Below are 12,719 nucleotides of genomic sequence, written 5' to 3'. Positions count from 1 at the left end.
TAAATATTTGGAGAGCATGATGCCAGTTCAATTATCATTGCCTTTGTATCATCAACTTTCTCAACCAGAGGTGATTGAATACTTGACCAGCGATGGGTCAGCGGGCTTATCAGCAGAAGAAGTGGCCAGTCGCTACGAAAAATATGGCCTGAATGAACTGCGATTTAAGCCGGGGAAACCAGCTTGGTTGAGATTTTTGCAGCAATTTCATCAGCCGCTACTCTATATCCTCTTGCTGGCGGGTACTATTAAGGCATTTTTAGGGTCTTGGACGAATGCCTCGGTGATTTGGGGAGTTACCCTGATCAATGCCATTATCGGCTATGTGCAGGAAGCTAAGGCGGAAGGTGCGATTGCTTCCTTGGCCAAAGCCGTAACCACAGAAGCGACGGTGTTGCGAGAGGGACAAACCCTCCGGATTCCATCTCGGGATTTGGTGCCGGGAGATATCGTTTTATTGGCATCGGGGGATAAAGTGCCAGCGGACTTGAGGCTGCTGAAAGTCCGCAATTTGCAGGTGGATGAGTCTGCCTTGACTGGGGAATCCTTGCCCGGGTCAAAAGCGGTCGAACCCTTACCCGGGGATACGCCCCTAGCAGAAAGGACAAACATGGCCTACGCAGGGAGTTTCGTTACCTTTGGACAGGGCAAAGGGATCGTTGTCTCTACGGCCAATGCCACCGAGGTGGGGCAGATTTCCCAGTCGATGGAAAGCCGAGTCAGCCTTAGCACACCCCTGACCCGTAAATTTGCCCAATTTAGCCGCACCCTACTCTACACAATTTTGACCCTAGCAACCTTGACCTTTACCATCGGGTTAGGACGGGGGAAATCTTGGATCGATATGTTTGAAGCTGCCGTTGCCCTGGCAGTGAGTGCGATTCCAGAAGGGCTGCCGGCAGTGGTAACGATTACCTTGGCCATTGGAGTCAACCGCATGGCCCGTCGTCATGCGATTATTCGTAAACTGCCCGCAGTGGAAGCATTGGGGAGTGCGACCGTCATTTGTTCCGACAAAACTGGAACCCTAACGGAAAATCAAATGACTGTACAGTCCATTTATACCGAGGGGCAATATTACGCCGTTAGTGGTGGTGGCTATAGTCCCAAGGGCGAAATTAGTCTGATCACCGATGGCAACCCCAGCAGCCCATTTGCAGAGGAATTACCGCCGGCCCTGGGGGATTGTCTGGTGGCTGGTTTGCTTTGTAATGACTCCGGGCTAAAACAAACGGGAGAAGATTGGTCAGTGGTGGGGGATCCTACGGAAGGGGCGCTGATTGCGGCCGCTGCCAAAGCAGGTCTCAGTCAATTGGGGCTATTGTCTTTAACCCCACGATTGGATGCAATTCCCTTTGAATCTGAGTACCAATACATGGCAACCCTGCATGATGGCATACCTCGTCTGATCTATGTCAAGGGATCGGTTGAGTCCCTGATGCGTCGTTGTTCCCAGATGATCGATCGCTATGGTCAGATGACCGCGCTGAACGTCGAACAGATCGAGCAAGCGGTAGAAAAGATGGCAGAGCAGGGTTTACGGGTGCTTGCCTTCGCCAAAAAAGCAGCCGCGACCCATCAGCATTCTATCGACCATGAGGATATCGAAACAGGCTTGGTGTTTCTGGGATTACAGGGCATGATTGACCCGCCTCGTCCAGAGGCGATCGCTGCCGTTCATGCCTGTCAAAGTGCTGGGATTCGGGTCAAGATGATTACTGGTGATCATCTTGTCACGGCGCGGGCGATTGCGGAACGGATGGGCATTAAAACGGCAACACAAGTCTTAGCATTTGAGGGAAAACAATTAGCGCAAATGGATAATCATCAACTGGCCCAAGCGGTGGTCGATGGATCGGTATTTGCCAGGGTTGCCCCTACCCAAAAACTGCAACTGGTGGAAGTACTTCAGTCTCAAGGAGAAATCGTGGCGATGACGGGCGATGGTGTCAATGATGCGCCGGCTCTCAAGCAGGCCGATATCGGCATTGCCATGGGGAAAGGAGGAACGGAAGTCGCCAGGGAATCTGCTGATATGCTCCTCACTGATGATAACTTTGCCTCGATCAAGGCCGCTGTCGAAGAAGGACGCACCGTTTATCAAAATTTACGCAAAGCGATATCTTTTCTCTTACCTGTCAATGGTGGCGAATCGATGACCATTCTGATCAGTACTTTACTGGCACGAGATTTACCGATCCTATCCCTACAAGTACTCTGGTTGAACATGATCAACTCGGTTACGATGACTGTTCCCCTGGCCTTTGAAGCAAAATCCCCCAGCATTATGCAGTCACCACCACGCAATCCCAATGAACCTTTGATCACCAAAAAACTATTGCGCCGAATTTTGGCTGTTTCATTGTTTAACTGGATTCTAATTTTTGGTATGTTTGAGTGGGCTAAATCGACCACAGGAGATATTGCCGTCGCCCGCACAATGGCAATTCAATCCCTTGTGGCAGCACGGGTTATCTATCTGCTCAGTATCAGCCAATTAGGGATGAGCCTAGGGGACTACCTGCGTCGTCAGTCAACCTCGATTACTAATGCACCGATCCTAATTTTGGGGATTGTGGCTGCTGTTGCCCTACAAATTTTGTTTAGTCAATGGGGGGTGATGAACAGTCTGTTTGCAACGGCGACCCTAACCGGTCATCAATGGCTAATCTGTTTATTGCCGATGCCGCTCATGGTACTTTGGGCAATTTTTGCCAATGTTATCGATCCTCCTCATTGTCACGGGAAATAACTAGGGTTTGCTGAATAAATCTAAAAACTTTGTCGGATAAGACTTTTAGGCTTTTTTCCCCTCAAAAAGTGCCAGCACTTGGAGTGATCGGGGGGAAAATTCCGGGACTTTTTCCCTGAAAATTAGGTAGTTGACCACGGCGGTTCGACAGGCTCACCGTCCACTCGACTGAGCTTCGCCGAACGTCCTGAAAATCGATAAAACCCCACACCCCACACCCTGCCCCCAGGAAAAACTTTTTCAGCAAACCCTAACTAGGGTTTAAGGTTGACCAAGATAACTAACCAGAATTTCTTTAAGAAAATTAAATTTGTTGGCTCTATCTTTTTCTAACTCTGGAGAAAATGGCTGTAGGAAGGAGGAAGGAGCAATCTGAGTTGATTGATGATCTAGAATTCCCTCTGCTAGATAAGAGTTTTGTTCCTTGCTGGCAATTGGGCGAGACTCATCTTCCCTAGACGATAGTTTTTTTGTTGCCCCTGGGACTCTACAACCATAATTTCAAAGGACAGATAAGTATTTTGATAGTTTCAATTATGCCCTTATTTTACCAAAATATCACTGGAGTTGTGCTTAATTTAATAACTTTTGTAATCATTCTCCTTCCCTTACCCTGGATGGGGAGTAGAACCCCACCAAGAGTTAAAGATTGACTGATAAAGCAGCGAGTTTTCCTTGAAAAATCTCAACTGAGTAGATTGATAATTAGGAGATGCACCCGAAAATTATCCCTAAAATGGTGGTAAATAACCCATGGCATTTTTGACTCGATCGAGAGTTTGATTGGCCACCGCTTCTGCTTTGAGACGACCTTGCCGTAAAACTGTGGCTAAATAATCTTTATCCTCTCTAATTTGGGCGTATTTTTCCTGAATAGGTTGCAGAGATTCTATGGTGACTTCTGTTAACATCGGTTTAAATTGTCCCCAACCTAAATCGGCACATTCTCCTGCGACCACCTCTTGATTTTTTCCCGATAAAATGCTATAAAGAGTTAGTAAATTATGGCATTCAGGACGTTCCGGATCATCAAAAGTTAAACCCTTAACTAGATCGGTTTTACAGCGTTTAATTTTCTTGGCAATGACATCGGGACTATCGAGAATATTAATCCGACTCATCTCGGAAGGATCGGATTTAGACATTTTATTCCGGCCATCGGTTAAGCTCATCACCCGCGCTCCTTCCTTGCGGATCATCGGAGCAGGAAGTTTTAAAATTGGTTGTTTCGGTTGCCCAAAAAGATGATTAATTCTAACAGCTATATCGCGGGTTAATTCTAAATGTTGTTTTTGATCTTCTCCCACGGGTACTTTATCGGCATCGTAGAGTAGGATATCGGCAGCCATTAATACGGGATAATCGAGTAAACCTGTGCCAACATTTTCCCCCTGTTTAATTGCTTTTTCTTTAAATTGAATCATATCGGTTAACCAATTTAAAGGGGTGATACAGTTTAACAACCAAGTTAATTCTGTATGAGCTTTAACGTGAGATTGGACAAAGATCGTCGCGTATTCTAAATCAATTCCACAGGCTAAATATAGAGCGGCAATTGCTAAAGTATCCTCCGCAAGAGTAGCGGGATTATGGGGAACGGTGATCGCGTGTAAATCGACCACACAAAAGAAATTATCGTAGTCTTGTTGTCCCTCCACCCAATTGCGGATCGCACCGAGATAATTGCCTAAATGTAAATTGCCAGTTGGTTGCACACCAGATAAGATTCTTTGTTTACCCATAACTCATGCGATCGCTTTTTTTCATGATTTCATTGTATCAGTTTTTGGTGCTAATTTCATCCTAAATCCAATTGGGAAAAATCATTCTCAGATAATAATCCCGCACTGATAGGGGAATGCCTAAATAAATTGGTAGCCAATGGATAAAAGCAAAAATTACCAAAATTATCAGCGAGCGTGAGCAATTTTTATAAATAGGACTGGAACTTTCTAACCCATCAGCTAAGAGCCAAGCTAGAGCAATCAAAGTGAAGCTATAAGCAGCCATATAATGATAGAGAAAGGTACAGCGACTAATTTTTAACCAGGGCAGCAGATTGGCAATATAGTTACAGATAAGATAGGCGGAAATTACTCGCTCTTTTCGGTTAAATAATCGACTAAAAACCACTAGAATCGCTCCCGTAGAAAACCACCACAAAAACGGATTTCCCATAGCGTGAACATCATAAATTTTATCACCCACTCTCTCAAAATAATAAGCCACCGGTCGCCCCATTACTAACCAACTATACCAGGGAGAACAATAGGGATGAACATCAGATTGATTGCCCTTTATTCTCTGATGAAATAACCAAATTTCTTGATGTACTTGCCAAAAATTATATTGATGGTTGACGAAAAGATGCGGTATCCACAGCAAACTATAGGTAACAAGAGGAAAGACAATTAAGGCAATAAAAATTTCCTCTAATCTCAGGTTAGTTGCCTTTGTCCAAAGATGATCTTTTGACTGCTCTTGATTAAATAATTTTATTAACCAAGCAATACCGATAAAAATAAATATTCCCAGTAAAAATCCTAAGCCATTCCATTTGATATTTGCCGCTAAACCGAAACAAACTCCCGATAATAATAGCCAATTGAGTTTCTTATTTTTCTGAAGTGCCAATAAAAAAAATAATTGTCCAGACAAACCGAATAAAATTAAGTAAATATTATTGAGAGCATAGCGGGATTCCACTAAAAATAATCCGTCTAAACTAGCGAGAAAAGTTGTGATTAAAAATACAGTTTTTCTCTGAGTTAATTGATAAGCAATTCCCCCAATAATTAAGGTAATAAAAGAACCAGTCAAAGCATTTAACCAGCGATAACTAAAAGTTGAGCGCAGGGAACCCGTTAAATTATTAATGGTTTCAGGATCGGCAGGAAAATGGGAACCAATCCAGATACTAATAGCAATTAAATATTGACTTAATGGTGGATGAGACTGGAAAAATTCTTTACCAATTAGATATTCATTGCCGTATTTAGCATAATAAACTTCATCAAAAACAAGAGTATTAAACTGACTGAGATTCCAGAATCTTATTCCTAGGGAAAATACAAATATCCCTAGGATAGATAGGTTAAATTTTACTTTAGAATTCATAGAAAGATAATAGTTATGATAACTGGGAATTTTCTGATAAACGCGAGCGAAATTCTTTGACAGCAAGACGGGGATTAGGATGGTTGACGTATTCGGCTAATAATTCTAAATTTAAATCCAGTAATAAAGCACTTTTAGGGATTAAAATATATTCGCCATTCTCTTGCAAAGAATAAATTTTTAACTGATTATCTTGCCAAAACCAAACCTCTTGAGTTCCCAATCTTTGATAAACTTCTAAAACTTTCAGGCTGCCACTGGTTAAGATTATTTCGATCGCCAAATCAGGAAACTCTTTTTCTGTAAATAAACAAAAACATTTGTCTGGTTCTTTTCCCGCTTCTTTTTCCTGTTTTCGCAACGTGGTGGAACCTAATCCCCAGAAATCAATTTCAGCATATTCTAAATAAGCTTCCACCAATCTACCTATATCTTCTTTGCTAACTTCATGACGACGACTAGGAGCCATAATTTCTACCATTCCATCTAAGTAAGTAATGCGATAACTGGAACTATCTTCTAAATGTTTTAAGAGGGTTTCGTACTGTTGCCAATTAACCCCAGAAATAAACATCCTTTGTTCAGGATCATTAGCTTTTAACTCGAAATCTTCTAATCCTTGTAACCGAATCGTAGTCATCATAAAATTAATTACCTCATCTATTTTACTTAATTACTCAGGAAGACTTATTTTGATTTCTTCTGACGTTAATTTTAGCGCGTAAAATCCTAACTTTATAGGGATCGGCATCTTTTCGCCATAGAATCTGATAGCCTTTGATTGTAGCACAATGCTCCTCTAAACATTTTTGCCAACCCTGTAAACGTTCGATCGCTTTTCTATCTTCTAACAATCCCCAATCCTTTTCTAATTGAGTTAAGCGAACCAATTTATCATAGTTAGTATAATCCGCCGTTACTAAAAGCTCTTTTTCGTGTAAAATTGGTGGATTAGGACTATCACGATAATCGCGAAAACTAAAATCAGCGGAACCCAAATATACATCCATGCTAGTGGCTAAAATCGGATGAATTTCTGTATCAAAATTGGGGTAATAGAGATAGGAAATTTTGGGTTGACGAAAGGATAAACGAACAACGTTAGTATTTTCTAACCGTCCAATAGTTTGACTAGCACAACCTTCGTATAAGCGTAATAACATCGGTAATTTTTCCAGAACGCTAATATGAATAGTTAGGGAATAACGGGAAAGTTTGCCTAAAGAACTATTTTCACAAGCACGAGCGATCGCTGGCAGATTTCCCGCACTTATTAACACTTCTTCTGCTAAAGCGCAAGCATTGCGATAACTGCCAAATAAAGCTTTAAAATCGGCACGGGTAGCGGGGGATAATTCCCGTACTTTCGGACAGTGGCTAAATTGACTTAAAGCTAAATAAAGTAAAAGATCGGCGCGTCTTTTGTCGGCAATTATCTCCCATTCTTCCCCTTCTGTTACTTGTAGAATCACTTGAAAAGCGCGTCTAAAAGTGCCAAATTCTGCCTTAATTTCTTCCTCTTGTAATAATTCTCCCGCGACGGGTAAACGTCCCTGCTGGGTGTAAAATTCCATCAGGGGATTTAATAAATCTTCGTAATCTTCAAAGCGTTTGAGATGGGTTTTAATTTTAGGGGTGGTAGCGCGGGAACGACATCTGGATAAACGAAAAGTTTCGGCTTTTTCTTCCTCTCGAAAAACCAGATAAATTCCCAAAGTTATTGGAATAGAATCAACCCCTAAACTGCTATCAATATACTGTTTGAGTTCTTCCTGTTGATAGTATTTTTGAAAAGTATTACGACGGGTTATAATTCCATCTTCATAGGCCATTAACCCCCGTTCACTATCATCAATTAAAATCTGTGCTGAAACGATTAAAACTTGACGGGTTAATTGCCAAGCTTTTAATAAAGCTTCCTGCCGTTCTTCGGCGGATTCAATAACATTAATTACATAGCCTAAATTAACAATATCAGATTCAATTAAAGGACTATCAGGACGATAATAAGGATCCCAACCTTCACTTTGATAACCCTGTTCAGCTATGCGTTCTAGATCACCTCCATAACCACAACCGTAATCAAAAAAAGTGGTTTCAGGAAGAAATAATCCCAGTGCTAATGTTAATCTTATCGGACGAGAAAGAGTTTTGCGAACAAGAGCAGCTTTGTGGCGATCAATTATTATCGATTTTTCCCTTTGTCCCTCTAGATTACAAACTAAATAATCTCCTGCAAAATCAAGGTGATGCTTTCTTAAAAGCCGTTGCCATTCCTGTTTAGTACCGATGGGATAAGAACTATTTAAAAGTCCTAAAGCACTCTCGATTTTTGTGAGATGCTCGAATTCTTCATAAAGAGGATAGTCCCTAGTAACAAAAGTTTCTTTTCGGTGTAAAATGGGCGGATTATCAGCATTTTGATAATTCCATTCACTTAAGATTAATGTCCCCATATCTACCACTAAACTTTTAGTTAAAACCGGGTGAGGTTCCCGATCAAAATCGGGATAAAAAAGATAGGATATTTTCGGTTTATCGGTGCTAAATTTAATTATTGTTGCCTCAGATAAATGCTGATTAATTCTTGCTTGTTGTTCGTAACTCTGGAGAATAGGATCCAGTTGATGTAATGCTTCTCGATGAACATAAAGCGCCCCCGGTAATAGTTTACCGATGGGACTAACTTGACACAGTTGCACGATTAAGACGAAATTCTCAGCCATGGCAATTAATCTGTCTAATAACAAATTCTAGAGACAGAAAAAACTAAATAAATCTAGTTAAATGAACCCGATAGCGCTCTTTTTTGGTCACAGTAACCTCACCCACTTCTAGACGACCTTTTCCCCGAAAAGAAATCAAATCACCAGTTTTAACATTATAACTAGATTGACTGATATCTTTCCAGTTAACTCGCACATCCCCGGCGCTAATTGCCTCGGCCATTTTACTGCGAGAAATGCCAAAACCCGCCGACGCAATCGCATCTAACCGTAAGGAAGCTTCCACGGTATTAATTTCTTTTTTTTGCGGTGGTCTAACTTTTAATTCCGTCAAAGGAATCAGGCTAGTTTTCACTGGAACCGAACGCACTTGTCGCAAATTAGCAGATAAAAAATCTGCCAATTCAGGCACTACAATCGCCTGCGCTCCTCGCTCACCTAAAACAATTATATCGCCGACTTTTTCCCGAACGATACCCGTCCCCAACATCGCCCCTAAAAAATCCCGATGGTTAGCGGTATCAAAAAGAAAATTACCAGCAATATCAAGAGCAGACAGGGGAATATCTGTTACTGTCAAAGGTAGATCAACTCTAGCAATACCCAGGCGCTGTCTTTCTGCTTGGGGATAACCGCCCCATTTTTCCATTGACACATCGGTTAAACGCTGAAAAACCCGTTCTACTTCCGCTAAAACCGCAGGAGAAAGAAAGTCTGTCGTCGTCACTTCCCAAGTCTTAATCGCTTGTTCGGCTTTATCAATAACTTTCGCTATGTCCTCGCGGTTTTCGACACCCTTTAGTAATTCTTCTCTTGGTAACATTGTTTTCTGGTAATTAATCAAAAATTCTTAGGAAAAAATCAAATGACCGATAACTTATTCCTAATAACCGTTCACCGTTCTAGGGCGTATCCTTGCAGATTTTCGGGGTTAAATTGACGCAGGATAAGAGTCGCTTGATTTTTCAGGTTTTCCGAACCCTGCACGATAATAATATATTTTCCCGCACCGAGACGATTACGATAGGGAAGTGCATCGCCACTGCCGGACGATAAACCCACACCACCACCGACGAAAATACTGCCCATCGCCCCCCCAATCGCTCCGGCAATGCCGCCGACGATATGATTCCCCGGTTCTCCGGCCCAATCAAAAGTATGCAATCCTGTAATCAGGTTAAAAAGGTAGCCCCCAGCAAAACCGAAGGGAACTAGCCAAAAAGCCATGAGAGTAGCCCGTTTTTTAGCCTGTTGGAAGGGATCGATCAAACCGAACTCATCAGCACTTTTATAGCCGCGACCGAGAATGGTTACTTGAGATTGGGGAATTCCCGCTTTTTCGAGGGCAACGGCAGCTTCTTCTGCTTCTATGCGATCAGCTAACACGGCAATGAGATAATTCATATTCTCCAACTTTTCAGGCTATCTTCATCTCCTATTGTAAGGATTTTGGGGACTGAAAAGCCGCTCGATCGAGAAAATATGCAGGGAGATGGGAAAAAATTATTTTATTTGGCTTATTTCTGGAAATAATTGACCATAAAGATCAAGGGAGATGGTTATCATCTTGAAAGACATTTTTTTCGCTAAAAAGAAACCCCCATTTTGTCTCAACCTAGAAGGACAGCTACAATCACTACTTTAGACTAATTATCATTATTAACAAGAAGTTTTTTCGGATTATTACCATTGCTATCAGACTGTCAAGCTTGACTTACTTATGTCATTATTTTAATGTTATCCCGGTTCACTCCTGACGTAAAAACTAAAAAATAGGTTAGGGTTCCGGCAATGATAGCGGCTCTCTTATTTTTTGTGTGGTCAGTTTAACTTATATAGTAGTGTTCGATCTTTGTGTCCTCTGTGTCTGGAGTGGTTCGTTCCACTCACTCACCCGTAAGACTATATCTTAGAATACATTTTACCCACCAAACCTAAGAGAGCCTGATAGCTAGTCTTCAGTGAAACCCCAGCAGTTTTTGGGTAGTGGGTAAGAACCCTTCTGCAGCCACTCCAACCAATCCGACTTTAGTTGTGGGTTCTGGAATGGGTTCCCCGCGTTCTTGCAAAACCTCAAGGTAAAATTCAATCGCTTCTTTAATATTTTCCTGAACCTCTTCAAAGGTATCTCCAATACTCACGCAACCGGGCAAGTCGGGAACCATTGCGCCCCAGTTTGTTTCGCCTTGTTCGTAAATGACGGCATACTCTTTCATCGTTTATCCTCCAATTGAGCTTGTTTCCAAATCGATGCTAATGTTCCTTTGGGTATGTCGTCCCCAGACTTGCCAGGAACAACCACGATTCCTGGCTTTGTTTCATGGGCAAAGATACGATGGCTCCCGCGCATTCGGATCCGATACCAACCATCAGCTTCTAATCGTTTGAGTACATCACGAACTTTCAATCATCCCCTCCCTTGTCCCCGCCCATCGGGTACTTGATTGTAGATTATGAAGGGTATTGTGGCTACTTATAATAATGAGACAATTTATCAAATTTTCGGTTCGAGAAATGAGCGAACGGTGAGTCACTAACCGACCTATCTCAACCCTAACAGCATCAGATGGGATAAAAGCTGCCTGCCCCTGGTTTGCTCAAGGATTACTCAGGATACTGACGCGGACTTTTTCACCATTTTGCAAGGGTTTACTACTATTAACGACGAAACGCTCCCCCGGTTCGAGGCCAGTGATAATTTCTACTTGACCGTCGAGCGCTTGACCGAGACGAACGGGACGTTTTTCTACTTGCGAGTTCTCCTCGGAAAGGACGAAAATGGCCGAGGATTCCCCTTGACTGACAATTGCTGTTTCCGGAACAATCACCTGCGCGGCAGAATTATTATTAAACCGCACCCGGGCCAATAATCCCCCTTTAATTAAACCATCCCCATTGGGTAGAGTAATCTCCACAGGAATCCGCCGGGCCGTGCCTTGGCTAAGTGGAAAAATCCTCGTGATGCGACCGGAAAAATTTCTATTACCGAAAGCATCAAGGCTGACATTAACCGTTTGTCCTAAATTAATCGTTTTTAAATCCAATTCTGATAATAACACCACCACCTTGACCTGCTGAAAATCACCAATTTTGAGGACATCATCGCCGATACTGACTAAATCCCCCGGCTCTTTTAGTTTTTCGATAACTATCCCCGTCGCTGGTGATTGAAGAGTAGCGTAGGCCTGACGTTGTTGTTCCTGAGCGATGACCGATTTTTGGGCGGCAATTCTCCCAATAATTGCCGCTACTACCTGCTCCTCCACTTTAATTCTCGATCTTGCGCTATTAACAGCTTTTAAAGCCACTGCTGCCGTAGTTTGGGCTGTTTCGGCCTGTTGCAGGGGAATCGCCCCTTCTAGGGCTAATTTTTGCAGGCGCTCGGCATCATTTTTAGCCTGTTGATATTGCAGTTGTAGGCGCTGCACTTCAATTTCAGCGTTATTGACTTCAATTCTCGCCCGAGCTAATTCGGCTTCTAGGGCCCATAGGGCGGCTTTTTCTTGCCGGACAACGGTGGCAAGGAGACGATCATCAACACGGGCGAGGATTTGCCCTATTTGCACCTCATCTCCCACATCAACGAGAAGATTGAGTAACTGCCCAGTGGCTTGCGATCGCAGAGAAACCACTTTCAAAGGTCGGGTAGTTCCCGTATAATCAAGATTGCGTCCGCTGGTCACTGGTTTAGCTCTGGTGACGTTGACGGTGGTAGTACGGGCTGCTGGTGGCAGTGGTTGGGTTTCGGTCTGGGGAGAACAACTGGTACTGAAGGATAAGATAACCAGAGCGGAAAGGATAATCGGATTCAATCCCATGGCGATAGTCCTAGTAGAAAGCCGCTTTTCAGTCGATGGTCGCTTACTCTTCGTCCCAAGCTTCTACTGCTACCACTTCACTGAGAGGGTCTTGCATGGAGAAACCGAAATCGAGCAACTCTTGCTTCCAGTATGTCCACTCATCTCCGTATAAAAGAGCCAGTTTCCAGATACTATCGCTAGGTTTGACTACTTTTGCATCTATCCACTTGCTAGCCTTGCGTTGAAACTTCACCATCGGGTGAGCTACAGCTTGTTTGGTCATAAATTCAATTGCTATGAAAACTCAGGATTTTGCGCTTCCCG

Annotated in this window: 11 protein-coding genes and 1 pseudogene; 1 reads left to right on the top strand and 11 read right to left on the bottom strand. The window is 42.8% G+C overall.

Annotated features, from left to right (window positions below; translation table 11 throughout):
• Positions 1-19 precede the first annotated feature (19 nt).
• Positions 20-2,752 carry a cation-transporting P-type ATPase gene (locus ACE3JL_RS20460; protein WP_375329636.1) on the top strand — a complete coding sequence of 911 codons (2,733 nt, stop codon included), beginning with the start codon at positions 20-22 and terminating at the stop codon, positions 2,750-2,752.
• Between the two features lie 45 nt (positions 2,753-2,797).
• Here the strand turns inward: ACE3JL_RS20460 and ACE3JL_RS20455 are convergent.
• The 11 genes and pseudogenes from ACE3JL_RS20455 to ACE3JL_RS20405 all read right to left on the bottom strand — a co-directional run bounded on the left by ACE3JL_RS20455 (position 2,798) and on the right by ACE3JL_RS20405 (position 12,678).
• Positions 2,798-2,999 (bottom strand): annotated as a pseudogene (locus tag ACE3JL_RS20455) (hypothetical protein).
• A gap of 484 nt (positions 3,000-3,483) precedes the next feature.
• Positions 3,484-4,494 carry a tryptophan--tRNA ligase gene (trpS, locus tag ACE3JL_RS20450; protein WP_271992938.1) on the bottom strand — a complete coding sequence of 337 codons (1,011 nt, stop codon included), beginning with the start codon at positions 4,492-4,494 and terminating at the stop codon, positions 3,484-3,486.
• A 61-nt stretch (positions 4,495-4,555) separates the two neighbouring features.
• Positions 4,556-5,869 (bottom strand): dolichyl-phosphate-mannose--protein mannosyltransferase, encoded by a 1,314-nt coding sequence (locus ACE3JL_RS20445; RefSeq protein WP_271992939.1) that lies wholly within the window; start codon positions 5,867-5,869, stop codon positions 4,556-4,558.
• 13 nt (positions 5,870-5,882) lie between these two features.
• Positions 5,883-6,512, bottom strand: coding sequence for a Uma2 family endonuclease (locus ACE3JL_RS20440; protein WP_375328248.1), 630 nt, complete (start codon positions 6,510-6,512; stop codon positions 5,883-5,885).
• A 34-nt stretch (positions 6,513-6,546) separates the two neighbouring features.
• Positions 6,547-8,595: a DNA phosphorothioation-associated putative methyltransferase gene (locus ACE3JL_RS20435; RefSeq protein ID WP_271992941.1), complete on the bottom strand. Its 2,049-nt coding sequence runs from the start codon at positions 8,593-8,595 to the stop codon at positions 6,547-6,549.
• 43 nt (positions 8,596-8,638) lie between these two features.
• Complete coding sequence (locus ACE3JL_RS20430; RefSeq protein ID WP_271992943.1) at positions 8,639-9,418, bottom strand: photosystem II S4 domain protein; 780 nt, start codon at positions 9,416-9,418, stop codon at positions 8,639-8,641.
• A gap of 71 nt (positions 9,419-9,489) precedes the next feature.
• Positions 9,490-9,999 (bottom strand): hypothetical protein, encoded by a 510-nt coding sequence (locus ACE3JL_RS20425; protein WP_271992945.1) that lies wholly within the window; start codon positions 9,997-9,999, stop codon positions 9,490-9,492.
• Positions 10,000-10,553: 554 nt separating this feature from the next.
• Positions 10,554-10,811 (bottom strand): type II toxin-antitoxin system HicB family antitoxin, encoded by a 258-nt coding sequence (locus ACE3JL_RS20420; RefSeq protein ID WP_271992946.1) that lies wholly within the window; start codon positions 10,809-10,811, stop codon positions 10,554-10,556.
• Positions 10,808-11,002, bottom strand: coding sequence for a type II toxin-antitoxin system HicA family toxin (locus ACE3JL_RS20415; protein ID WP_271992948.1), 195 nt, complete (start codon positions 11,000-11,002; stop codon positions 10,808-10,810). The genes ACE3JL_RS20420 and ACE3JL_RS20415 overlap by 4 nt, the downstream gene beginning before the upstream one ends.
• A gap of 190 nt (positions 11,003-11,192) precedes the next feature.
• Positions 11,193-12,413 carry an efflux RND transporter periplasmic adaptor subunit gene (locus ACE3JL_RS20410; protein WP_375328247.1) on the bottom strand — a complete coding sequence of 407 codons (1,221 nt, stop codon included), beginning with the start codon at positions 12,411-12,413 and terminating at the stop codon, positions 11,193-11,195.
• Positions 12,414-12,456: 43 nt separating this feature from the next.
• Entirely contained in the window at positions 12,457-12,678 is a 222-nt protein-coding gene (locus tag ACE3JL_RS20405) for a DUF4327 family protein (RefSeq protein ID WP_002789177.1), read from the bottom strand.
• Positions 12,679-12,719 lie beyond the last annotated feature (41 nt).

Origin of the sequence: Microcystis sp. BLCC-F210 (assembly GCF_042134685.1) — a bacterium.
Lineage (GTDB): Bacteria > Cyanobacteriota > Cyanobacteriia > Cyanobacteriales > Microcystaceae > Microcystis > Microcystis aeruginosa_D.
Note: the sequence above shows the minus strand (reverse complement) of the source record. Positions and strands in the feature narration are given on the sequence as shown.